Annotated in this window: 18 protein-coding genes; 8 read left to right on the top strand and 10 right to left on the bottom strand. The window is 28.4% G+C overall.

Annotated elements, in window-relative coordinates; translation table 11 throughout:
- Positions 1-1,236, top strand: coding sequence for a rod shape-determining protein RodA (gene rodA / locus C4S76_RS07415; RefSeq protein ID WP_105193836.1), 1,236 nt, complete (start codon positions 1-3; stop codon positions 1,234-1,236).
- Between the two features lie 87 nt (positions 1,237-1,323).
- Positions 1,324-2,796: a mannitol dehydrogenase family protein gene (locus C4S76_RS07410; protein WP_105193835.1), complete on the top strand. Its 1,473-nt coding sequence runs from the start codon at positions 1,324-1,326 to the stop codon at positions 2,794-2,796.
- A 39-nt stretch (positions 2,797-2,835) separates the two neighbouring features.
- Here the strand turns inward: C4S76_RS07410 and recG are convergent, their stop codons facing one another.
- The 10 genes from recG to C4S76_RS07360 form a co-directional block, all read right to left on the bottom strand.
- Entirely contained in the window at positions 2,836-4,938 is a 2,103-nt protein-coding gene (recG, locus tag C4S76_RS07405; RefSeq protein ID WP_105193834.1) for an ATP-dependent DNA helicase RecG, read from the bottom strand.
- A gap of 200 nt (positions 4,939-5,138) precedes the next feature.
- Entirely contained in the window at positions 5,139-6,458 is a 1,320-nt protein-coding gene (locus C4S76_RS07400; RefSeq protein WP_105193833.1) for a TlpA family protein disulfide reductase, read from the bottom strand.
- 56 nt (positions 6,459-6,514) lie between these two features.
- Complete coding sequence (locus C4S76_RS07395; protein ID WP_146105712.1) at positions 6,515-6,787, bottom strand: hypothetical protein; 273 nt, start codon at positions 6,785-6,787, stop codon at positions 6,515-6,517.
- A 45-nt stretch (positions 6,788-6,832) separates the two neighbouring features.
- Positions 6,833-8,842, bottom strand: coding sequence for a T9SS type A sorting domain-containing protein (locus C4S76_RS07390; protein WP_105193831.1), 2,010 nt, complete (start codon positions 8,840-8,842; stop codon positions 6,833-6,835).
- A 106-nt stretch (positions 8,843-8,948) separates the two neighbouring features.
- Positions 8,949-10,130, bottom strand: a complete 1,182-nt coding sequence (gene clpX / locus C4S76_RS07385; RefSeq protein WP_105193892.1) for an ATP-dependent Clp protease ATP-binding subunit ClpX — start codon at positions 10,128-10,130, stop codon at positions 8,949-8,951.
- Between the two features lie 118 nt (positions 10,131-10,248).
- Positions 10,249-11,229 carry a pyruvate dehydrogenase complex E1 component subunit beta gene (locus tag C4S76_RS07380; RefSeq protein ID WP_105193830.1) on the bottom strand — a complete coding sequence of 327 codons (981 nt, stop codon included), beginning with the start codon at positions 11,227-11,229 and terminating at the stop codon, positions 10,249-10,251.
- 265 nt (positions 11,230-11,494) lie between these two features.
- The gene (locus C4S76_RS07375) at positions 11,495-12,481 is read right to left on the bottom strand and encodes a glycosyltransferase family 9 protein (protein ID WP_105193829.1); all 987 of its coding nucleotides are present in this window, start codon (positions 12,479-12,481) and stop codon (positions 11,495-11,497) included.
- Positions 12,482-12,503: 22 nt separating this feature from the next.
- Positions 12,504-12,923, bottom strand: a complete 420-nt coding sequence (locus C4S76_RS07370; protein ID WP_105193828.1) for a SufE family protein — start codon at positions 12,921-12,923, stop codon at positions 12,504-12,506.
- A 14-nt stretch (positions 12,924-12,937) separates the two neighbouring features.
- On the bottom strand, positions 12,938-14,206 hold the full coding sequence (gene serS, locus C4S76_RS07365; RefSeq protein WP_105193827.1) for a serine--tRNA ligase: 1,269 nt from the start codon (positions 14,204-14,206) through the stop codon (positions 12,938-12,940).
- A gap of 178 nt (positions 14,207-14,384) precedes the next feature.
- Entirely contained in the window at positions 14,385-15,374 is a 990-nt protein-coding gene (locus C4S76_RS07360) for a helix-turn-helix transcriptional regulator (RefSeq protein WP_105193826.1), read from the bottom strand.
- A gap of 140 nt (positions 15,375-15,514) precedes the next feature.
- Between C4S76_RS07360 and C4S76_RS07355 the strand changes: the two genes are divergently transcribed.
- From C4S76_RS07355 to C4S76_RS07330, 6 genes are all read left to right on the top strand, one after another.
- A complete protein-coding gene (locus C4S76_RS07355) occupies positions 15,515-17,899 on the top strand; it encodes a TonB-dependent receptor (RefSeq protein ID WP_105193825.1) in 2,385 nt (794 codons plus the stop codon).
- Positions 17,900-17,909: 10 nt separating this feature from the next.
- Positions 17,910-19,136 (top strand): DUF4374 domain-containing protein, encoded by a 1,227-nt coding sequence (locus tag C4S76_RS07350; RefSeq protein ID WP_105193824.1) that lies wholly within the window; start codon positions 17,910-17,912, stop codon positions 19,134-19,136.
- A gap of 35 nt (positions 19,137-19,171) precedes the next feature.
- Complete coding sequence (locus C4S76_RS07345; protein WP_105193823.1) at positions 19,172-20,401, top strand: DUF4374 domain-containing protein; 1,230 nt, start codon at positions 19,172-19,174, stop codon at positions 20,399-20,401.
- Positions 20,402-20,540: 139 nt separating this feature from the next.
- Complete coding sequence (locus tag C4S76_RS07340; protein ID WP_105193822.1) at positions 20,541-22,010, top strand: ankyrin repeat domain-containing protein; 1,470 nt, start codon at positions 20,541-20,543, stop codon at positions 22,008-22,010.
- A 6-nt stretch (positions 22,011-22,016) separates the two neighbouring features.
- Entirely contained in the window at positions 22,017-22,499 is a 483-nt protein-coding gene (locus C4S76_RS07335; RefSeq protein WP_105193821.1) for a DUF2271 domain-containing protein, read from the top strand.
- A 4-nt stretch (positions 22,500-22,503) separates the two neighbouring features.
- Positions 22,504-24,702 (top strand): PepSY domain-containing protein, encoded by a 2,199-nt coding sequence (locus tag C4S76_RS07330; RefSeq protein ID WP_105193820.1) that lies wholly within the window; start codon positions 22,504-22,506, stop codon positions 24,700-24,702.
- Positions 24,703-24,728: the final 26 nt, after the last annotated feature.

The raw sequence follows: 24,728 nt of genomic DNA, 5'->3' as shown, positions 1-24,728 counted from the left end.
ATGGGTAAAACATTTAGAGGCATAGATGGTTTGATGCTATTTTTATATTTATTAATAGCAATGTTTGGAGTAGCTAATATCTTTAGTGTGGATTCTTTAAGTGGAACCAAACAAATGATATGGTTAACAATTTCAGTAATTGTAGGAAGCTGGACATTTTTGGTACGCCCTAAATTTTTTGAAAATTTTGCAGGATTATTTTATATTTTGGGACTCATATTATTGGCTGGAGTACTTGTATTTGGAAGTGTCGTAAATGGTGCTAAAGCATGGTATAATTTTGGTCCGATAAGCTTACAGCCGGTAGAATTGGCTAAAATATCCACCTCATTAATGTTGGCTAATTATATAGATTCCCCCAATTTCAACATAAAAAAAACTTTTTCATTATTAGTTTCCCTACTTATTATAACTATTCCTATTATATTAATTCTGTTACAACCCGATGTAGGTTCAATTTTAGTATTTATAGCATTTTATATAGCTTTATATAGAGAAGGGATGTCAGGATGGATTTTTATTATAGGTTTTTACTTTACAATTTTGTTTTTATTTTCTATTTGGATTCCTGCATGGATTATAATAGCAATTTTATTACTTATAATATTAATTTTTTTGTACATTTTAAGAAGGAAAATAAAATGGAATCAACCACTCAATATTATTTTCATAGTTGTATTTTTAACAATATCTGGATTTGTAAGCGCTATATCTCCTTATGTTTTTGAAAAATTACCTAAACATCAAAAAGAGAGAATTATGGTTTTATATGAAGGGGAAAAAAAATATAGAGATACGGCAGGATATAATTTATTATATTCAAAAACAGCTATTGGTTCGGGTGGTTTTTGGGGAAAGGGATATAAGCAAGGGAGTGTTACTGCCGGAGGTTTTGTTCCTGAACAAAGAACAGATTATATATTTTGTACAGTAGGGGAAGAGTGGGGATTTGTAGGTAGTTCAATTTTAATAATATTATATGCCTGCTTAATAGCACGGATATATTATTTGGCAGAAACACAAAAAAGTACTTTTTCCAGAGTTTTTGGTTATTGTTTAGCATCTGTTTTGCTCATGCATTTTTTTATTAATTTAGGTATGGTAATTGGTTTGTTTCCAACAGTTGGAATTCCTTTACCTTTTTTTAGCTATGGAGGAAGTTCATTATTAGGTTTTTCCTTATTTATATTTATATTTCTTCGGCTTAATTATGCAGATAAGAATAGTTTAATTTAGTTACTTTTAACTAATTGAGATAAATTATTCTTAAATTATTGTTTAATGGTGTAATTTTTGTTTTTATTTTCACTAAATATTTATGTTATGGAAGAAATAAAAGCAAAAGGGATATTTAGTTTAAAAAATAAAGATATACATCCATTTAATTATGATCGTTCAAAAATAAAAGCAGGAATTGTACATATAGGTATAGGTAATTTCCATAGAGCTCATGAAGAATTTTATACTAATCATTTATTAACATATTCAGATCAGAAAAATTGGGGAATTTGTGGAATTAGTTTGTTACCTAGTGATGAAAGTCTTTATAAAGCACTTAAGGGACAAGATAATTTATATACTTTAACAGTATGCGGTAGAAATGGTAAAAATGAAACATTTGAAATAGGTTCATTGATTGATTGTTTATGGGCTTTTGAAGATTCAAATAAAATAATAAACAAAATAGCAGATAAAGATATTAAAATTATTACTTTAACTATTACAGAAGGAGGATATAATATAGATAAAGTTAATGGAGAATTTATATTAACATCACCTATGATTCAGAATGATTTAGAGATTAATAATAAACCCAAAACAGTATTTGGATATGTTGCAGCAGGCTTGAAAAAAAGGGAATACTTAGGAAATGGGCCTATTACAATCTTATCTTGTGATAACTTGCAACATAATGGCAAAATATGCAGCAAAGCATTTCTTTCATTTATTAAAGCTCAAGATACTGAATTATATAAGTGGGTAGAAAAAAATGTAACATTTCCTACCAGTATGGTAGATAGAATTACCCCAGCTGTTTCATCAAGTGATAAAGACAGATTAAATAAGCAAAATAATGTAAATGATGCGGCACCTGTTTTTTGTGAAGATTTTATACAATGGGTGATTGAAGATAATTTTGCAGCAGGTCGTCCTTTATGGGAAAAGGTAGGAGTAGAAATGACAAATGATGTTTCAGCTTATGAAAATATGAAATTAAGTCTATTGAATGCTTCACATTCTTTATTATCATATCCTGCATTTTTAACAGGTTATAGACAAGTAGATGAAGCAATGAATGATAAATTATTTATTCATTTATTGGAAGATTTTATGAATAGAGATATTACTCCCTATGTTCCAGCACCAGGAGATATTGATTTAGAAGTTTATAAAAAAACGTTAATTGAAAGATTTTCAAATAAGTCCGTTAGTGATCAATTGAGCCGATTGTGCTCAGATGGAGCTTCAAAAATTCCTGTTTATATCATGCCTAATTTAATAAAAATGATTAAAGATAATGCAGATTTAACCAGGTTGACCTTTTTTGTTGCTGCTTACAGACATTATTTAAAATATAAAAAAGATAATAAAGGTAATTCCTTCACTATTAATGAACCATGGTTGACTGAGGAAGATAAAAAATTAATCGCAAGTAATGATGCAACACAATTCCTTAAATTATCTCCATTTTCAAGTACCGATTTAATTTCATCCTCTAAATTTACTGAACAATATTTACAAAGAGTAAATGAAATTAAAGAACAAGGTATTGAAAATGTTTTAAAAAAAATTTAAATACGTTATACTTAATATTTTTTTATTAAAACATTAAATTTAACTAATCTTAGCCCAGTGAAATTTATCTAAATGATGAGTTAAAAAAAACTCTTTGATAGGCTTATTTTTTTCTAATTGTAATTTAGGGTCTGAAAATAATAATTGATCAACAGCAGATTTTGATAATGAAACAATAGCTTTATCATGTACTAAATTAGTTATTTTTAAATCTAACATACCACTTTGTTGAGTACCTAAAATATTTCCGGGTCCCCTTATTTCAAGATCAACTTCAGAAATTTTAAAACCGTCATTAGTTTCGCACATAGTTTGAATTCTTTTTTGAGCTTCTTTCGAAAGTTCCGTTTTTGTCATCAGGATACAATAAGATTGATTAGATCCACGGCCTACTCTACCTCTTAATTGATGAAGTTGGGATAGACCAAATTTTTCAGCACTTTCAATAATCATTAAGGATGCATTTGGAATATTTACTCCTACCTCAATTACGGTAGTAGCTACCATTATTTGAGCTTGTTTATTGATAAAACGAGCCATTTCATATTCTTTATCTGCAGGTTTCATTCTACCATGAACTATGCTTACTTGATAGTTGGGCATAGGGAATTCTCGTACTATACTTTCGTAACCATCCATTAAATCCTTATAATCCAATGTTTCACTTTCCTCAATTAAAGGATATACAACATAAACTTGTCTTCCTTTATTTATCACATCTTTTATAAATTGAAATACCATTAATCGTTGAGCATCAGTTCTATGGTAAGTCTTGATTTCTTTTCTACCTTTGGGAAGTTCATCAATTATTGAAACATCCAGATCACTATAAAAGCTCATAGCAAGAGTTCTAGGAATAGGGGTTGCAGTCATTACTAATATATGGGGAGGAATAGTATTTTTTTTCCATAATTTAGATCTTTGCTTAACTCCAAAACGATGCTGTTCATCGATAATGGCCAAACCTAAATTTTTGAACACCACATTATCTTCTAACACAGCATGGGTTCCTACAAGGATATTGAGAGATCCATTTTGTAAATTTTGATGTATATTTTTTCTTTCAGAAGTTGGAGTTGACCCGGTGAGTAAGCTAATTGAAAGGCTCATATTTCCTAAAAGCTCTTTAATTCCGTTAAAGTGTTGTATAGCTAAAATTTCTGTTGGAGCGATCATACAAGCTTGGAATCCATTATCAATTGCAATAAGCATACTCATTAATGCAACTACAGTTTTTCCGCTGCCTACATCTCCTTGTAATAAACGATTCATTTGAACAGATCTTCCTAGGTCTTTTCTTATTTCACGTATTACTTTTTTTTGGGCATTAGTAAGAGAGAAGGGAAGGTGATGTGAAAAAAAATTATTAAAATTGTTACCGATATTGCGAAATAAATATCCTGGAGTAGTACTTTGCCTATATTTTTTTTCTAGACCTAGTCCCAATTGAAAAAAGAACATTTCTTCAAATTTTAATCTATATTCAGATAGTTGAAGAATTTTATAATTAGTCGGGAAGTGAATTTCTTTATAAGCTTGGGCTCTGGAAATAAGTTTGTTTTGCGAAAGTATTTCGTCAGATAAATTTTCTTGTATTGGATTTTCTAAAGATAAAAGAATCTCATGTATAATTTTTCTTAAAAATTTTTGATTTATTCCCCTTTTTTGTATTTTTTCTGAATTAGAGTAGATAGGTTCAAGAGGTGTTGAATTTATTTTAGGGTCATTAATTTTTTCAATTTCAGGATGAATCATATTAAATTTATTATTAAAATGATTAATCTTTCCAAAAATAATTATTTCTTCATATAATGGGATACTTTTTATTAACCAGTTAGTTACATTAAACCAAACTAATTCTAAAGTCCCTGTAGAATCTTCAAAAATACCCGTTAATCTTTTTTTCTTATTCTGAACAATTTCATTTATAGAAATTATTTTACCTTTTAATTGAATTTCAGCAGAAGCTGTGTTTATTTCATTTATAGTATAAATTCTACTTTTGTCAACATAACGGAAAGGAAAATAGTTAAGTAAATCGCCACATGTTTTAAGACCTAAATGAATTTTGAGTAAAGCTGCTTTTTCAGGTCCAATTCCTTTAACATATTCTAATAGTGTATGAAAATGCAAATTCCTCATTTTATAAAAATATAAAAAACAGATGTTATTTTATAATTTTTTTATTTCCAATAAAAGTTATAATAAATATATATTTATTATTTAATCAAGAAAATCAACTTTTAATATAATAAATAATTCAAAATTAATAACTATTGATTGCAGTCAAGATGGATCTTTTAGTTTTATAAAGGTAAAAAAATAATTAATGTATTAATTTATTACTTTATTAAATTAGTAATATCTGATATTTTTGCAGAAATTTTTAAAATTTTATTATTTTTATCTACTAAAAATAAAGTAGGAGTTCCACTAATGTTAAGCTCTTTAGAAAAATTGCTATCCCAATAAAGAAAATCAGAATCATTAAGCCAAGGAATGTCTTGTATCATTTTTTCCCAAGGTTCTTTTTCATATTCAATAGCTAATCCTATAATTTCCCCTCCTGATTTTTTAAAGTTATCATAAAACTGTTTTATATATGGAATTTCTCTTTTACAATGTCCACACCATGTAGCCCATACCAAGATAAGTTTATATTTTGTTTTAATATCATAAAGGGAAGAATATTTTCCGTCTAGTTTATGAGTAAATTTGATATTGGGTATAATTTTACCCTCTTTAATATTATTATTTTTTTCTATTGTATTTTTTAAATCTGGACTGATTTCACAGGTTAAAGATTCAGCTTCTTTCATGTATTTATTACTTAATTTAATAATTCCATAACTATTTAAGAAATTTATTGTAGCGGATAAAATATCCTGCCCCCTGCTAGTGTCTACTCCTACTTCCTCTAATAAACTTTGTATAGATTTATCTAAATTATTTTCCCATTCAGTCTGATTATTAGTAATAGAAGCAGAGGATTTTAAATAATTATAGAGAAGACTTCTCCCTAAACCTGAAGTTTCAAATTCTTCTCCAGCATTTTTAAAATGTTCAGTAATTTGTTTCTGTATAATTAGAACTTCATTATTATTAGTAGCATTTTCTGTTGTTTTAATAAGTTCAGATGTTTTAATATAATATTGAAGTAATGGATAAGGAGCTAAATCTGGTTCTTTAAGATTTGAAATTTTTTGGATTTCATTTTTTATTTGATTATAAAAATCTTCGTTCGGAGTATAAGTTTTAAATATAGATTCTAATTCAGGCAAAATTATATTTTTTTTTAAATCATAATTTTGATAATCCTGATAAATTGTATTTATAGGGTTCCCTGCATTGTTAAATTGTAAGTTATTATCTGAGTTAAGAGTAATATTAAAATTAATATTTGTATTATCAGAAATGAATGTTAAAGCTTTTTTTGCATCTGGAAGAGTAACCTCAATGATTCCATGATATTTTTCACGGATAGGAATAGATATTTCTCCATTATTACTAGTATTTAGATTTCCTATTAATACATCATCGAATGATTTATTTAATTTAATAATTACTCTTTTGTTAGAATAATTATTAATTGTCCCTTTTAAATTAAATTGAGCTTGTAATATACTGCTAATTAAAAAACAGTTCATTAATAATTTTTTCATAAAAAACAGCCTTGTTATTAATTTAACAAGGCTAATTTATGAAATTTTATTAGTTTTTAAATATTTTTTAATTTATTCTTCCGACGTATAAAATATACGGTTAGAATAATTACACTTATAAGTAAAAAAGGTATAATAATGTCAATAGGGCTACCTGGAATCTTTTTTGGTGGTTCTACAGGTTCACTAGGGTCACCAGCAAATGGAGTAATAGGAAATGGAGGACCGTCATCTCCTATTGAAATATTATTATTTATTTGTAATATACTATATGCAAATGATTGTACATAAGTAAAAATAATGAACGCAGAGCTTAATATAACTTTCATTTTTTGTTGCATGTTAATGTTTAATAATAGGAAACCTAGGATTTATTATTTTATAATTTTTTTCGTTATGGTATCTCCTTTCTCATTTGTAATTTTAACTATAAACATAGAAGAAGAGACATTTTTAATCGGTAGTAAATAATCATCTTCAGTATTTATATTTTTTGCAGAAGAAATTAATTGCCCTAAAATACTAAATACTTTAACGTCTGCTTTTTTCCAATTTTTATTAAAATGTACTTTATATTCATCCTCAGATTTATATATAATAGTTAAACCATCTAGAGCTACCGCTTCATCTGGACCATTAATAATTTCTTCACCTATCCCCCCATTAATTTTATTTTTCCCCCAATATATTTCAAATCGGTCATTAGTGGATTCGTTTTGAGTAAATTCATAATTAAAATTAGCATCTATCAAGATACTTTTCCCTAATTTTTTATCATGAAAATAAAAATCAGCATTGGAATCATTAAATTTATTTATACCTTTTGATAAAAGCTTACCATTTTCTGCTAATTCTGATGTAATAACAAATGTAGAACCATCAGCTTTATTAATCTCAATACCTACAGGTATAGCAATTTTTTCAGAACTAGAATTCATTACATTTATATATAGCTTAACATCTGCTAAATTAGGATCAATTCCTCCTGTTTTAGCTTCAGGTAGAGTGTAAATACTAGTTTTTTCATTACTTGAATTAGAAGAATAAACTTCATTTTTATGTATAACTGCTGTTTCAAATTCAGATCCGGAAGCTATATAAGTTTCATTATAAAAAATATCTTTACTTTTATTAAATAAACGTAAATTAATTTGATAGATGTTATCGCTGGTAGATGTTAACTTCTTTGTTATAACGCTATTTGACGTAGGAAAAGCATAGCCTGAAGTTTCAAAAGTTTGGTTATTGCTATTATATAAATCTAAAGTTGTAGCCCCACCTTCTGAATTTGGAGCAGCTTTGATAAAGAAATTAGTCATAGGTGGAATTATGCTGAGGTTTACAGGACCAACAAGACCGCCTGAAGGAGCTATAGTTACAGCAGAAACATTTTGAGAATATCTTTTTTTAGATTCTGCAGGTACGGTAACACCTCCATATGAACCAATTCCTACAAGTCCGGTATAATTATTTGTTAGGGTTTTTAAATCCAAATTAGAAGTAAATGGATTAAATAATTGTAGAGTTTTATCTGCAAATTTAGCATTTGGTGCATTCAAAGTTGAATTATCTGTAGATTCATTAAATGAAGATTCAATACCTGGAACGAAAACATCTGATATATAGGTATAATATTTAACACTATAAACATTCACTGCTTCCTTATTTTTATCATATTTTGCAATTTTAAAATTTCTTTCAGGAAATTTTATAGGAGTAGATTGATCTGCTACATAAGGTATACCTGTAAAAGTTACTTTAGAATCTAAACCTGAATATTTACTTTTTCTAATATCATAAAACAAACCTGGGGTAAAAACATTATTTGTTTGTTTTCCATCATCAGGATCATATCTAAATTGCTCATTGTTCCAAACGAAAATAGGAACTTGACCCCACTCGGAACAATAATCAGAAGCTGGTTCAGCTACACCTTCTTTTCCTTTAGATGTTTTACATGGTGGTACGAAATTGATTACAGATCCCGTAACGTCTTTAGCAAAATCTTCAAATTTATAATTTGAAAAAGGAGATCCAAAATAAGCATATTTATTATATCCCATAAGCTCTTTTTCCATTTTAATTTTTCCAGAAGCTTTGTTTTTGGAATTGATAATTAGTTGACCATAATTTTGTTCGTCAGTATAAGTTAATAAGATGCCAGAATCTTCATCGGTACTTTTATTATTATAAGTACCATCTTTAATTCTTATGTTACCTCTATTTGTAATTTTAGATTTATCACCATTAATTGTGATATCTCCGGTACTATACACAAGAGTTTTAGAGCTTACAAACATCTGGGCTTGTCCGTTAGTTGTTATCTGAGAATGAGCTGTAATAAAGCCTAATACAAAAAGTAAGGGCGTAAAATTTATTTTCATTGATTAAGCATTTAAGTGATTTTATAAACAAAATGTACTATAATCCTACACAAATATACATAAAAAAATTAAGTATCAAATAAATATTTTTAAAGAATAAAAATATTTATTTTTTTGTTAATAAAATATATGTATCCATAGTTATATATATTTTGTCATGATAATCTTCAATATTATAACTTATTTTGGAAAATAGTTCTTCTGCTATAGTTCTTAATCCTCTTGCACCTAAGCCAAGTATTCTTGTTTTATTAACCATTTCTTTTAAAACATCTTCAGATACTGTTAAGTCAATATTATCAAGCTTGAATAGGGCCTGATACTGTTTTATAATTGCATTTTTAGGCTCTGTTAAAATTTGTAACATTGCTTTATCATCTAGAGGTTCTAAGTTTGTAATAACAGGAAATCTTCCTAGAAGTTCAGGAATTAAACCGAAATTTTTTAAATCTAAAGCATTTACCTGAGACAAAACATGTTCTTTTTCTAAATCTTCTTTACTTTCTTTGGCAAACCCAATGACATTTTTGTTTAAGCGATTGGAAATAATTCTTTCTATTCCGGAAAAAGCCCCTCCGGCAATAAATAAAATATTTTGTGTATTTACTTGAATATATTTTTGGTCGGGATGTTTCCTGCCTCCTTGTGGCGGAACATTTATTATACTTCCCTCTAAGAGTTTTAATAAAGCTTGTTGAACTCCTTCACCCGAAACATCACGGGTAATGCTAGGGTTATCACTTTTACGGCTGATTTTATCAATTTCATCAATAAATACTATTCCTTGTTCAGCTCTTTCTACGTCATAATCAGCAGCTTGAAGAAGACGCGTTAGGATACTTTCCACATCTTCACCAACATAACCAGCTTCAGTTAAAACAGTAGCATCTACAATAGTAAAAGGAACGTCCAAAAGTTTTGCAATAGATTTTGCAATAAGAGTTTTTCCTGTACCTGTTTCTCCTACCATTAAGATATTAGATTTTTCAATTTCAACCTCTTTATTAACCTCTAAAGAATGAGTAAGTCTCTTATAATGGTTATAAACAGCTACGGATAAAGTTTTTTTTGCATTTTCCTGTCCGATTACATATTCATCTAGAAATTTTTTGATTTCCTTAGGTTTTTTAATTTGAAACTCAAAATGAGTTTCTTCATGTTTTTTTTCTTGTATTATAATATTGTGGGCCTGTTCTATACAATCATTACAAATATGTCCATCAAGTCCTGCAATAAGTAAATTAACTTCTGATTTTTTTCTACCACAAAAAGTGCATTTTTCCTCCATAAATATAAATTTGGATAGATAATTTTGTTTTTTTATTTTAAACGTTTCAGGTTTCAAATTAATAAATTTTTTTTAATTTGAAACCTGAAGTAAGAATTTTATTTTTGGTTAAAGGGGACTATTTTTTATATAAAGAATTTTTTACAGCCTTAATTACTTCTGATACGTTAGGAAACCATTTATTAAACAAAGCTGAAGAATAAGGAGCTGAGGTATCTGGGGTAGTAATTCTCTTTATGGGAGCATCTAAATAGTCAAAAGCTTTTTGTTGCACCATATAAGTAATTTCACTGGCTATAGAAGCAAATGGCCATTCTTCAATTAATAAAATTAAACGATTAGTTTTTTTTACTGAATTGATTACAGTTTCATAATCTAAGGGACGGACAGTTCTTAAATCGATTACTTCTGCATTAATACCTTCTTTTTCTAATTCAGTAGCGGCTTGCATAGCTAATTTTACGATTTTGCCAAATGAAACAATAGTCACATCAGTTCCTTCTTTTTTTACATCTGCAACTCCTATGGGTATTAGATACTCATCTTCAGGAATTTCCATTTTATCTCCGTACATTTGTTCAGATTCCATAAATATAACGGGATCATTATCTCTTATTGCTGATTTTAAAAGTCCTTTGGCATCATAAGGATTTGAAGGAATAATAACTTTCAATCCAGGACAGTTTGCATACCAACTTTCAAAAGCTTGTGAATGAGTAGCTCCTAATTGACCTGCAGAACCTGTAGGTCCTCTGAATACAATGGGAATATTCCATTGTCCCCCACTCATTTGATACAGTTTGGCAGCATTATTTATAATTTGGTCTATGGCAACTAATGAAAAATTGAAAGTCATAAACTCAACTATAGGACGACATCCATTCATTGCGGCCCCAACACTAATTCCAGAAAAACCACTTTCAGCAATTGGGGTATCTATAATTCTTTTAGGACCAAATTCATCTAACATCCCTTTTGATGCTTTATACGCTCCATTATATTCAGCAACTTCTTCACCAATTAGATAGATTGAAGAATCTCTTCTCATCTCTTCACTCATGGCTTCACAGATTGCCTGTCTAAACTGAATTTCTTTCATTTTTTAAAAATTAAATATTACAAAAATACAAATATTTTATTTATCTGAAATTCTTTATTAAATGAATTAAAAAGAAAATTAACGTAAAAAAAAGAGTGTTAAATTCATAGAAATAATTATATTAAAATAAATTTTATTAAGAGTTTATAAAGTAAAGTTATTATTTAATGAATGACTCTTTTACTTATAAATAATATCCCCCTAAGGGATTTGTGTATGAGAATTTTTTTAGGTTAAGTTAATAACCTTTTTAAATGGGAAATGATTATAATTGAATTTTTTTAATTATTTCAGGGATTGTTATTTCGTTCATACAAGCTCGATCTTTTCTAAAGCAAGGCTTATTGCCAAAAATAGAACAAGGTCTACAATTCAAATCTGTTTTTTGAATTACATCACTTTCATTTTGTCCATAACCAAGAAAACCGGCAAAGGGGTGGGTAGCTCCCCATAAAGAGATTACCCGTGTTCCTACAAGTGAAGCAATATGCATGTTTGCAGAATCCATACTTATCATAAGAGGAAGGGAACATATAAATTTTATTTGTTCCTGTAAAGAAGTTTTTCCAGATAAGGAATGAATATTTGGATGCAATTTCTCCCAAGATTCTAAAATATCGGATTCTTTTTTACCTCCTCCAAATAAGTATATGGTGCAATTATTCGATGCCAAGTCTATACATATTTCTCGCATTTTATCTAAAGGGAACATTTTTTCTTTATAATTAGCAAAAGGTGCTATGCCAATACAATTTTCTTTTTTTTCAGATATAGGATATAATTTGTGTGATAATTTTATTGTAAATCCTAAATCTCGGAATACATCCGCATATTTTTCAGAAACCGGACGTAAAGGTTGTAATATTTTGTTTTTTCTTCTTGTTAATAATTTTCTTTCTTTTCGATTTTTATTTAAGGTTGCTTTTTTTGTAATGAATGAGGATAAAAAAAACTTTAAAAATTTCGTTCTCAAAACATTATGCAGATCAGCAATCATAGTGGCTTTATATACTTTTAATTCCTCAGCGAGTTTCTTTAATCCTCGTATTCCTTTATAATCTTCTAGATTCACTCCAATAAATGTGGAATTTGAAATTGATTGAAAGAAAGGTTTAAATAAAGAGCGAGAAACAATAAGTAATTCTATATCAGGGTTTTGTTCAGTAAATTCTCTTAATACCGGAACGGTCATAGCTACATCTCCCATGGCTGAAAAACGAAATACCAAAATCTTTTCTTTAGAATTGCCCATTTACTGCATTTGTTAGAATTGATTATTTTTTTATGGAATAAGCAATAGCATAATATTTTATTTGTTTAATCATAGCTAGAAGTCCATTGGCACGAGTAGGAGAGAGAAATTCTTGTAATCCGATTTCTTTTATAAAATCTTCATTTGATTTTAAAATATCCGAAATAGGTTGATTAGAATATATTCGAATTAGCATAGCAACAATTCCCCTGGGTAAAATAGCATCAGAATCAGCTTCCAAAAACATTTTTCCGTCTTTGGTATAAGCTTTAAACCATACTTGAGATTGACAGCCTTTAATTAGCCTGTCTTCTGTTTTATCTTTATCTGGCATGATCGGTAAAGATTTCCCTAATTCTATTACATATTCATATCTTTGTTCCCAGTTATCAAAAAGACTAAATTCATTTATTAATTCCTGTTGTATTTCTGAAATGGTCATGATAAAACAATACGTTAGTTAATAAAATCAAAACCGGTATATGGTACTAAAACTTCGGGTATGTGGATTCCTGTTTCAGTTTGGTGATTTTCTAATAAAGCGGCTAAAACTCTTGGTAAAGCAAGAGATGATCCATTTAGAGTATGGCATAGCTGATTTTTTCCTTCGGATTTATAACGTAATTTTAATCGATTTGCCTGGAAGGTTTCAAAATTTGAGACAGAGCTGACTTCCAACCATCTTTTTTGAGCTCCTGACCATACTTCAAAATCATAAGTTATAGCAGAGGTAAATCCTAAATCTCCTCCACATAAACGTAAGATTCGATATGTAAGCTGTAAGGACTCCAAAATACCTTTTATATGATCAACCATTTCTTCTAACGCTTGATAAGAATTTTCAGGTTTTTCTATTCTTACTATTTCAACTTTTTCAAACTGATGTAGACGATTTAGTCCACGCACATCTTTACCATAAGAACCAGCTTCTCTTCTGAAGCATGGAGAGTAAGCAGTGAGCTTTATAGGTAGTTGTTCAGGATCTAATAATTCATCACGATAAATATTGGTTACTGGTACTTCAGCAGTAGGGATTAAATATAAATTATCTTCATTTACAAAATACATCTGTCCTTCTTTATCAGGAAGTTGTCCTGTACCATAACCGGATGCTTCATTTACGACAAATGGAGGTACAATTTCTGTATATCCTGCTTCTGCATTTTTATCTAAGAAATATTGGCTTAATGAACGTTGCAAACGAGCACCTTTTCCTTTATAAACAGGAAATCCTGCACCGGTTATTTTAACACCCAGTTCAAAATCTATTAAATCGAAATCTTTAGTAAGTTCCCAATGAGGTTTTGCATGGTTTATTATGGTTAAATCACTGGTATGTTTAAAGACTTCCAAATTATCTTCTTCATTAATTCCTGCCGGGACTAAGTCATTAGGTATATTAGGTATTTCGTATAAGTATCGTTTTAAATTTATTTCAATTTCGTTTAACTCTTGTTGTAATTTTTTTGTGGATTCTTTTAAAGATGCCGTTTTAGCTTTAGATAATTCTGCTTCATCCTGTTTTCCTGCTTTTATCAAAAGTCCTATTTCTTTAGATATTTTATTCATCTCACCGAGCTGGTTATCCAGATCAAATTGTGTTTTTTTTCGAACGTCATCTAAAGCAATAATTTCATTAACCAATTCCAATTTGGCGAAATTTCTCTTTTTTAATCCTGTAAGAACTTTATCTTTGTTATCCCTGATAAATGCAACTTGTAACATAGTTTATGTAATTCTTTAAACGACAAATTTAGTGTAAAAAAATAAATCTTATATAGTTAATAAATGTCCAAATGTATTTTATTTTTAATAATATAGTTAAAAAATATTAATCACTTAGTAAATAAAAGGATAGCGAAATATAACTTTAATAAATGTTAATTTTAATGGGATATTATAATTAAGGCATATTTTCAATGACATATTGTTTAGGGGTTTTTCCATATTGTTTTTTAAAAGAGGCGATAAAGTGAGAAGGGCTTTTGTATCCTATGGCTGTAGCTATTTCATTTATTGGATATTTATTTAATAACATTTGATGTGCATAATTCATTCGAACTTGGGATATATAATTATGAATAGTATTTTTATATAAAAGTTTAAAGCCGGTTTTAAGTTTTAATTCATTCAAATGAATAATTCTTGAAAGTTGTTTAATAGTAGGAGGATTTTCATAATGGGTATTTAAATAAGCTTTAGCCATTTCAATTTTATTTAAGTCTGTAATTTTTATATTTAATAAATGATTTTGTTTTGTAGAAAAATTTCTATACACAATCAAAAATAATTCTTTTAGTTTCACATGATAATAACTATGACCTAGAATTCCAATCTCATTATGATTAATTATATCATTAAAAATATTTAAAATACTAAAATTTACAGAAATGATTATTTCTCCAAAATTTATATACTTGTTATTTTGTATTTTTTTATTTAATACACTGTCAGGAAACCACTTTTCATTTTTTAGAATAGATAAAAAATATGGTTTTGAAATAAAAATTCTAATATAATTCATTAGGGACTTACTGCGGATTATCTTTACATTTATTTTATTTTTGTTCTGATAAGCCATTTGAAGAATCCCCGGTTTAACATCTTTTATTGTTTGAGTTTCATGTTTAAGTATTTGGGTATTACCATTATATAATAAAGATAATTGAATATATTCTTTTTCAACTGAAAATGTATTAATAAAATCATCTAAAACAGTAAATTTTTGAGAAAGTATACATAAACCACTAGTATAAATAAGCTCTTGTTCTCCTTGGACAAAATTATTCTTTAAAAATTTTTGTTCTTTAATTATAGAAGAATTTATATTTATTTCATCTGGAATATCCAGTTTCAATGTTGGTTTGTTATTGATCTCTGAATAAATAATCATTATACTATATCTGTTATTTTTTATACCAAATATGGTATTATTATATATTTATAATCCTATACCTTTGCCTTTAATTTTTATTTAGTCTAAACAAAAATAAAAAAAATATTAATATTTAGTGAGAAAATAATTACTACTCAATGAAAATATATTTATACTTCTTTTTTTTAGGTTTATTTTCAAGTGGTCTATATTCGCAAACCGGAATAATAGAGGGGATAGTTAAATCTCAAAATAAAACAATATCAGAGGTTTTTGTTGGGGTAAAAAATACTGTTTATACAACAAAAACCGATCAGAATGGATATTTCAAATTAGTTTTACCACAAGGACATTATTTACTTTCTTTTTCGAATGAGGATTATGAAAACTATCATATTGAGGTTGATATAATTAAAAATGAAAAGAAAAAAATATCTGTAGAATTAAAACCTTTACCTTATAAAGAAATTGAAGATGTAATAATCAAGGGAAAAACAGCATTGCAGAAAACAAAAGAAACTGCTTTCAATGTTACAGTTTTAGATGCTAAGTCGTTTTATAACAGTTCGTTAGATTTAGCTCATATGTTGGAGAAGGCACCCGGAGTTAAAATTAGAGAATCTGGAGGAGTAGGTTCGGATATGTCTATTTCTCTTAATGGCTTCACAGGGCGGCATGTTAAATTATTTATGGATGGTGTGCCTATGCAAGGATTTGGCTCGGCGTTTCAATTGAATAATATTCCGGTAAATATTGCTGATCGTATTGAAATTTACAAAGGAGTAGTTCCTGTTGAATTTGGGGCTGATGCCATTGGAGGAGTTATTAATATAGTGACAGCCCAAAGTGCAAATACTTATTTGGATTTATCATATTCATCAGGTTCATTTAACACATATAAAACCAATTTAAATTTTGGTCATACAACAAAGTCCGGATTTACAGTTCAGTTAAATGCCTTTCAAAATTATTCAGATAATAATTATAAAGTAAAAACATCAGTATTGGATTTAGATACTAATGTATTTTCATCAGAGAAATATTGGGTAAAAAGGTTTCATGGAAAATATCATAATGAAACAGGTATATTGAAAGTAGGATTTACAAAAAAAAGCTGGGCGGATAAATTTTTGATTGGAATTACTTTAGGTGAAGAATTTTCTGATATCCAAAATGCTAATTTGATGGAAATTGTATATGGTAAGAAAAAAAGAGAAGCTACAACGGTTATGCCATCTTTAGTTTATGAAAAAAATGATTTTTTTATCAAAAGACTAAACTTTAAACTAACTGCTAACTATAATAAAAATTATAATAAAAATATTGACACGGCAGCACGTCAATATAATTGGTTTGGTGATTATGTACCTAAAAAAACTAAAGGAGAAGGTATATATTCACTTTCAAGATTTCATAATAATAACACTTCAGCAACTGCAAACTTAAATTATAAATGGAATGATATGCATACTTTCACTATAAACGATGTTATAAGCGGATATGAAAGAAAAAAATCAGATCATGTTTCTATTGTAGAAATCGGCTCAGTGAAAGATACTATGCGAAGAACTAATCTTAAAAATATATTAGGAGTTTCTTATAAATTTAATTATAAGAATATATGGAATGCAGATATTTTTGGAAAATATTATTATCAAAAAGTGAAGGGCCCCAAAAATATATCAAAAATCACTAATAGTACAAAATATATAGAAACTACAGAAAAATATAATACTACAGGTTATGGCTTAGCATTTACTTATTTCTTGAAAGATTATCAGTTAAAAGGATCTTTCGAAAAAGCCTATCGCCTACCAACAGATAATGAACTTTTTGGAGATGAGGTGTTAGAAATGGGAAATTCTGTATTAAAAGCTGAAAATTCGTTGAATTACAATGTTGGAATTACATTGAACAAAGAATTCAAAAATAAAAATTCCATATATTTTGATGTAAGTGCTTACTATAGAGATACTCGTGATTACATAAGAAGAATTATTGAACAACATTATGGAACCGCTAGTTATGTAAATCATGGGAAAGTAAAAAATATGGGAGTAGATGCAGAAGTTAAATTTTACTATAAAAATAGATTTATGATAGGAGGAAATATTACCTATCAGGATTTAAGAAATAAAGAGCGTTATTCATCAATAAGTGGAACTAGAAAAGATGCAACTTATAATGATAGGATTCCAAACGTCCCCTATTTTTTCGGAAACCTTGATGCTGCTTACTATATAAATAATATAGGGCAAAAAGGTAATAATTTAAGTTTAGGATATACATTTAATTTTATAGGGAAATTTTATTTAAACTGGGAAAGCTTAGGAGATAAAAGTTCAAAATATACATTACCCGAACAATTATCTCATGATGTAATGATAAATTATAGCTTCCATAAAGGCATGTTTAATGCCTCTCTAGAACTTAAAAATATCACCAATACTTTACTTTACGATAATTATAGCCTGCAAAAGCCAGGAAGAGCTTATTATATAAAGCTTCGATATTTCTTTTTTAAAACAAATAAAAATAAATGATATAAAAAGTATGAAAATAGCATTATTTACAAAGAAAATAGTTTTACTTCTAACAGCTACAATATTTATAACGAGTTGTGGAAGTGATGATAGTGTTAATGAAGAAGTAGATGAAGGATCTAATGATTTTTCACAAAAATTTGTGGTAGCTGCTACAAAAGGTTCTTCAAGTTATATGCTTACTACAAATAATCTGGACCAAGGAAGTTCCAGCTTATCGGGAAAAGGAATAGAAATAGGAAGGGTATTTACACATTTTATAAATTATAAATATCAATCTTTGGTAGGGCTTATTTATGGACAAGGAGGAACCTATGTAGGGTATTGTTTCATTTTAGGACAAAATGGTAAGCTACAAAAGTTGAAAGGAGAGGGAGATATGGGATTTCAGGTAAGTAGTTTTAATACAGTTGGAACCTTTGGAGATTATATGGTTGCAGCAAGAGGAACCCAACCTTTAGCGGACGGTACTACAGGAGCTATATTTAGTTTTATACAACAAAATGGAAACAATCTTTCTATCACTACAAAAACACTACATACAGATAATATAGTGGGCAATGGAAATCCAACAATAAGCGGGATTCTTGATATCGGAAATGGAGAATTCCTTACCTCCTTAGTTAACCCCAATGATCCCGACAAGGTATATATCATAGCCTTGGATATAGATTTAAATGTAAAAAGGATTTATACAGACAATAGAATCAGTTACTCATGCGGAAGATGGCGTTCGGCAATGTACTCACAATTAGGAATGGACGATTCAGGAAATATATATGTATTTTCTGGATCCTATGAAAGTACAACCACTAAACCGGCAGGAGCGCTTCGTATAAGTAAAGGAAGTACATCATTCGATAAAGATTATTATTTTAATATTGAAGAAGCTTCAGGTGGATACCGATTTCGTAAAGTATTTCATATAACTGAAGATTATTTTTTATTAGAATTTTATAACGAATTGAAATATGAAAATATAAGTCCTGCTTCACAATACGCTATTGTGAAAATGAACTCCAAAAAATTTACATGGTTAAAAACAGGTTTTCCATCTAAAGATCAAATAACAGGAACCGGTTGGCCTTTAAGTTATCAAGGAAAAATATATTACCCGGTAACCACATCTAATGATCAGCCTACCGTATATGAAATAGACCCTAAGACTGTTACAGCTAAGGCAGGATTAGTAGTTGAAGCAGAAGGGATTACCGGTATATCCCTATTAAAAAAATAATAAATTCAATAAACAGATTATAAATTAAATATATTATGAGAAAAACAAACATTATTCAAAAAGTTATACTAAGCGTTCTGGTGAGTTATATGGCAATCTCTTGTAGTAGTGATGATAATGATGATCCCGTAGAACCGCCTGTAGTAGAAAAAGGCAAATTTGTAATATCCGCAGCTCCGGGAACAGGAAAATTAGGGGTAGGTACCTATTTTTTGACGGTTGATCAATTAGATTCCGGGACTGATGGCATAGTAGATAATGCAAATGCAGTAAAAACAACCAGCTCTTTTACTCAAATAGTTGTAAATAATTCTAAAACTTTAATGGGATTTATCTATCCTAACGGATCCGATTTAGGGCAAGGAAAATCTGGAGCCAGAGCTTTTAAATTTGGAGACGATAATAAAATGCAAGAGTTACAAGGAAGTCCTTTTATTACCGGAAGATTTTCTGTAACCGGAAATTTTGGTAACTATATTTTCGCAATGTCCAATAAAGATAATAGCTATCTTTTTGAAAAAAGTGGAGATAATATTAATATGGTTGACAAACCAATAGATTTTGCTTCACATATGATAAATGACAAAAAAGCAACTATAACAGGAATTGCCGATAGAGGGAATAATGAAATTATAGCAGCGTTTAAATATGCTTCATTAGATAATGTTGCAGTTGCTATAATGGATTATGACTTAAACATAAAATCAGTTATACAAGATTCACGTATAAGTTTTTCAGGAGGACAATGGAGAGGAGCAGTTTATTCACAGATTTCAACAGATAACTCAGGAAATGTGTATGTATTCTCAGGTGCAGGTTCAGGAAATAGTACGCAGAAAAAAGCAGGTGCTTTAAGAATAAATAAAGGAACTAGTGAATTTGATAATAAATATTATTTCGATATAGAAACAGCATCTGGAGGATATAAATTCCGAAAAGTTTTTCCAATTACAGAAGATTATTATTTACTTGAGTTTTATAATGATTTGACAAATTCTGGAAATACATCTAGTGCAACCCGTTATGCAGTTATTAAAATGGGAACTAAAGACTTTAAATGGGTACAAGGTATTCCTGACTATTCTCAAATATCTAGCAATGGATGGCCACTAGCTTATAAAGGAAAAATGTATTTACCATTAAATCCGGTTAGCGGAAATTCAGCTGTATATGTTATTGATCCAGCTTCAGGAAATGCAACTAAAGGATTCGAAGTTAATAATGATAAAGAGCAGATCAGAGCTGTATCTTACTTTAAAAATTAAGTAATTTTGCTTAAATAGGAGTGTTATATAAAGCAGCTGATAGCATCAGCTGCTTTTTTATTTAGTATTTTTATTTAGTCTATATAAAAAATATTATAAAAATTTTATACATTTACTTTTACTTAATAAAATAAAAAAAATGAAAAAAAAATTAATAACCTTACTATGTATTGCATCTCTTTGGATGAATGCACAAAAAAATAATATACTGCTGGATAATGACTTTTGGAAAAATAAACCTAATATACATTCAGTGGAAAATGAAATTAAAAAAGGTAATAATCCGATAGAATTTAATGAGAATAAGTTTGATGCTGTTACGGTAGCTATATTAAATGATGCACCAATAGAAACCGTTAAGTATTTATTAAAACAAAAAGGCAATGACGTTAATAAATTAACACATGATAATCGGATTTATCTACATTGGGCAGCATACAAGGGAAATATAGAATTAATTAAGTACCTGATTGAGAAAAAAAGTGATGTAAACCTTGAAGACTCTCATGGATTGACTCCTTTAGTATTTGCGGCTAATGCAGGAGAAACAGATATTGAATTGTATAAACTTTTTTTTAATGCCGGAATAGACCCTAAAAAAAAATATAAAGACGGAACCAATATATTACTTTTAGAAATTCCATATGATTCAGATCTTCACCTTACAGATTATTTAATATCTAAAGGACTTTCTCTTTCCGATACCGATGATAAAGGAAATACAGCATTTGATTATGCAACAAGAAAAGGAAATGTAGAATTATTGAAAAAACTTAAAGAAAAAGGGGTAAAACATACAAATAATGCTCTATTTATGGCTGCTGAAGCTACACGAAGAACAGCAAATACTATAGATGTTTTCCAATACCTTGTAGATGATTTAAAAATAAATCCTTTATTAACCAATGAAGACCAGCAAACTGTTCTACATATCTTGGTAACAAAGCCTAATCAGGTTCCAATTATAGCCTACTTTTTAAATAAAGAAGTAGATCCGGAAAAAGTAGATAAATATGGAAATACAGCATTTATGTACAGCGCTAGTGGAAAAGATACACAAAATACGGAAATCTTTTTATCTATGGTTAAAAATATAAATGATACCAATAATAAAGGAGAATGTGCATTAATACAAGCAGTAAAATCCAGTACTTCAGAGATGGTAGCCTTGTTACTTAAAAATGGAGCTGATATTAATCAAGCAGATAACAATGGAAATACCTCAGTTTACTATCTTATTCAATCTTATAATCCTAGAAATAAAGATTTCGATATAAAGCTAACTTTGTTAAAAGAAAAAGGATTAAATTTTTCAGCAAAACAACAAGAGGGCAATACTCTTTATCATTTAGCAGTTATAAAAAATGATTTAAATTTGATGAAAAAATTATCAGATCTTAATGTAGATGTGAATACTCCTAATAATGAAGGAATTACTCCTTTACAACGAGCAGCTATGATAGCAAAAGATACTAGTATTTTAAAGTATTTAATATCAATAGGAGCTCAGAAAAACGCAAAAACGGAATTTGGAGAAACAGCATATGATTTGGCAAAAGAAAATGAAGTTTTAAAACAGAAAAAATTGTCTATAGATTTTCTAAAATAAATTATGATGAAAATAAATCTTAAAAAAGTGTTGTATAGTGTTTTATTAGGGTTAATGCCTTTTATAATAAATGCACAGACCTCTAAATATAAATGCTTACTTCAAATGAATAATTATATGGGTGAAGGAGCTTATATAGTAGTTTCTTTAATTTCGCCTCAAGGTCAATATGAAAAAACTTTATATATAATGGGAGATGATAAAAGATGGTATAATAATTTAAAAGAATGGTTCAAATATTATTCAAAAAAGAAAGATATAAATGCGAAAACCGGAGCGTCTGTAACTGGAGGAGATAGAAGTATAACCACTTTAGAAATTGAAAATTCTAAAATAAATAAAGGATATAAACTACGTTTTGAAACAGCTGTAGAAGATCAGAAATATTACACTAAAGATTTAGAAATACCACTTACAACACAAGCACTTTCAGGCAAGTCTACAGGTACCGGATATATTAATTATGTGAGACTAAGCAAGATTCAATAATTCAATGACTCTTTCCATCTGGAGATATGCCCATTTAACATTAGCATTAATTTCATTTCTATTTTTAAGTATGGCTTCCATTACGGGATCCATACTTGCTTTTAATGCAATCGAAAATAATGTTTCTCCTTATCATATACATCAATTAAAACAAATAAGCCTAGCTCAGACTTTACCTGTTTTACAAAAAAAATATCTGGAAATTACGGAATTAGAAATTACAGATAATTCTTATGTGAAAATACAGGGTTTAGATGGGGAAGGGAACGATATAGAAGGCTATATTAATCCTGAAAATGGGAATATAATTGGAGTTCCTAAAAAAAATAGCAAATTTATACAATGGATAACGTCTTTTCATAGGTCATTATTTTTACATGATACGGGAAGGATTATTGTAGGAATAAATTCATTTTTATTATTTTTAATAGCAACATCCGGAAGTATATTAATAATAAAAAGACAAAAGAAAATTACTCGTTTTTTCTCAAGAATTAAAAAAAGTTCTTCACCACAATATTATCATGCATTATTTGGAAGATTGATGCTTTTGCCGATTATCATTATTTCAGTTACTGGTACTTATCTTACTATGGGAAAATTTAATCTTTTTCCTAAAACAGAACATAAAATTACTTCAAAACAATCACCTGATCCAACTACTACAAAAATAGATTTTAAGGATATACTTTTGTTTTCTCAAATCAAGCTTTCTGAAGTAAAAAAAATAGAATTTCCTTTTTCAGAAGAACCCGATGATTATTATATTATTAAATTAAAAGATAAAGAAATAACAGTAAATCAATTCAATGGTTCTATTGTATCACAAATTGATTTTCCAATTTCGCAAAAATTTGTAAATATTGGTTTAGATTTGCACACTGGAAGAAACAGTATAGTTTGGGCATTTATTCTAATTATTTCAAGTTTATATATTTTATTTTTCATATATTCCGGTTTTTCTATTACCTGGAAACGAAAATCTCCTAAATTTAAAAATAAGTATACAAAAGAAGAAAGTAAGATTATCCTTTTAGTAGGTTCTGAAAATGGAACTACATTTAGATTTGCTAAAGCAGTTTATAAACAATTATTAGAACAAGGTCAACAATCATACTTAACAGAATTAAATAAATATCAATCTTTTCCGCAAGCAGAGTATTTGCTTATTTTTACTTCTACTTATGGTTTAGGAGATGCTCCATCTAATGCTCAAAAATTTGAAATACTTTTAAAAAAATATCCGCAAAATCATCCTGTCAATTATTGTGTAATAGGCTTTGGGTCTATGCTATATAATAATTTTTGTGGTTTTGCTGAGTGGGTTGATAAACTTTTAAATAAAGAATTGTGGAGTAAGAAATTAATTAAAATACATAAAATAAATGATAAATCTGCAGTAGAATTTATAGAATGGGTAAAAGAGTGGAATAAAATAACTCCTATAAAATTATATTCCGATACTAAATTTTATAAAAATACTCCTCAAGGACTTAAAAAAATAAAGGTGGAAGAAGTATATATTCCTAATGATTCCAAAAACACATTTCTCATAAAACTGAAGCCCGGAAAAATTAAATTTACTTCAGGAGATATTTTAGTAGTTTATCCATCTAAAGAAAATGAAAAAGAAAGATATTATTCTATAGCAAAGATTAATAATAATATACAATTATCTATAAAATATTATCCCTCAGGTTTGGCTTCTGAATATTTAATCAGTCGTAATCCTGGAGATACTATTTATGCCCGAGTAATAAATAATACTTCTTTTCATTTTCCAGAACAAGCAAATCAAGTAGTTTTAATAGCAAACGGTACCGGAATAGGCCCCTTTTTAGGTATGATTGCACAAAATCTAAAAAAAACAAAAACTTCACTCTATTGCGGATTTAGACAAGAAAACGAGATAGTTATAAAATATGAACAATTTTTAGAAGAACAAATTAATCAAGGAAAATTATTGCAATACGACTTTTCTTTTTCTTCAATGAGGGAAATACGATATGTAATGGATTTAGTAAAAAAAGACAAAGATTTTTTTGCAGATATGCTTAAAAATAATGGAGTAATAATGATTTGCGGATCATTACAAATGCAGATTAATGTTGAGGAAATTTTAGATGAAATTGTTTTTGAAAAATATCAGAAAAAAATAATAGAATACAAAAATCAAGGACAAATATTGACCGATTGTTATTAAAGAAATAATGGTAAACACTCATGAAA

This window comes from Apibacter adventoris (genome assembly GCF_002964965.1).
Taxonomy (GTDB): Bacteria; Bacteroidota; Bacteroidia; order Flavobacteriales; family Weeksellaceae; genus Apibacter; species Apibacter adventoris.
The sequence above is the reverse complement of the archived record's forward strand: the minus strand, read 5'-3'. Positions and strand labels throughout refer to the sequence as shown.

Excerpts from the sequence above, each read along its gene's own strand:
- C4S76_RS07390 (WP_105193831.1), bottom strand. The coding sequence starts at position 8,842 with ATGAAAATAAATTTTACGCCCTTACTTTTTGTATTAGGCTTTATTACA.
- C4S76_RS07370 (WP_105193828.1), bottom strand. The coding sequence starts at position 12,923 with ATGACCATTTCAGAAATACAACAGGAATTAATAAATGAATTTAGTCTT.
- C4S76_RS07340 (WP_105193822.1), top strand. The coding sequence starts at position 20,541 with ATGAAAAAAAAATTAATAACCTTACTATGTATTGCATCTCTTTGGATG.
- rodA (WP_105193836.1), top strand. The coding sequence starts at position 1 with ATGGGTAAAACATTTAGAGGCATAGATGGTTTGATGCTATTTTTATAT.
- C4S76_RS07345 (WP_105193823.1), top strand. The coding sequence starts at position 19,172 with ATGAGAAAAACAAACATTATTCAAAAAGTTATACTAAGCGTTCTGGTG.
- C4S76_RS07330 (WP_105193820.1), top strand. The coding sequence starts at position 22,504 with ATGACTCTTTCCATCTGGAGATATGCCCATTTAACATTAGCATTAATT.
- C4S76_RS07375 (WP_105193829.1), bottom strand. The coding sequence starts at position 12,481 with ATGGGCAATTCTAAAGAAAAGATTTTGGTATTTCGTTTTTCAGCCATG.
- C4S76_RS07410 (WP_105193835.1), top strand. The coding sequence starts at position 1,324 with ATGGAAGAAATAAAAGCAAAAGGGATATTTAGTTTAAAAAATAAAGAT.
- C4S76_RS07335 (WP_105193821.1), top strand. The coding sequence starts at position 22,017 with ATGAAAATAAATCTTAAAAAAGTGTTGTATAGTGTTTTATTAGGGTTA.
- C4S76_RS07350 (WP_105193824.1), top strand. The coding sequence starts at position 17,910 with ATGAAAATAGCATTATTTACAAAGAAAATAGTTTTACTTCTAACAGCT.
- C4S76_RS07360 (WP_105193826.1), bottom strand. The coding sequence starts at position 15,374 with ATGATTATTTATTCAGAGATCAATAACAAACCAACATTGAAACTGGAT.
- serS (WP_105193827.1), bottom strand. The coding sequence starts at position 14,206 with ATGTTACAAGTTGCATTTATCAGGGATAACAAAGATAAAGTTCTTACA.
- C4S76_RS07380 (WP_105193830.1), bottom strand. The coding sequence starts at position 11,229 with ATGAAAGAAATTCAGTTTAGACAGGCAATCTGTGAAGCCATGAGTGAA.
- C4S76_RS07355 (WP_105193825.1), top strand. The coding sequence starts at position 15,515 with ATGAAAATATATTTATACTTCTTTTTTTTAGGTTTATTTTCAAGTGGT.
- recG (WP_105193834.1), bottom strand. The coding sequence starts at position 4,938 with ATGAGGAATTTGCATTTTCATACACTATTAGAATATGTTAAAGGAATT.
- C4S76_RS07395 (WP_146105712.1), bottom strand. The coding sequence starts at position 6,787 with ATGAAAGTTATATTAAGCTCTGCGTTCATTATTTTTACTTATGTACAA.
- clpX (WP_105193892.1), bottom strand. The coding sequence starts at position 10,130 with ATGGAGGAAAAATGCACTTTTTGTGGTAGAAAAAAATCAGAAGTTAAT.
- C4S76_RS07400 (WP_105193833.1), bottom strand. The coding sequence starts at position 6,458 with ATGAAAAAATTATTAATGAACTGTTTTTTAATTAGCAGTATATTACAA.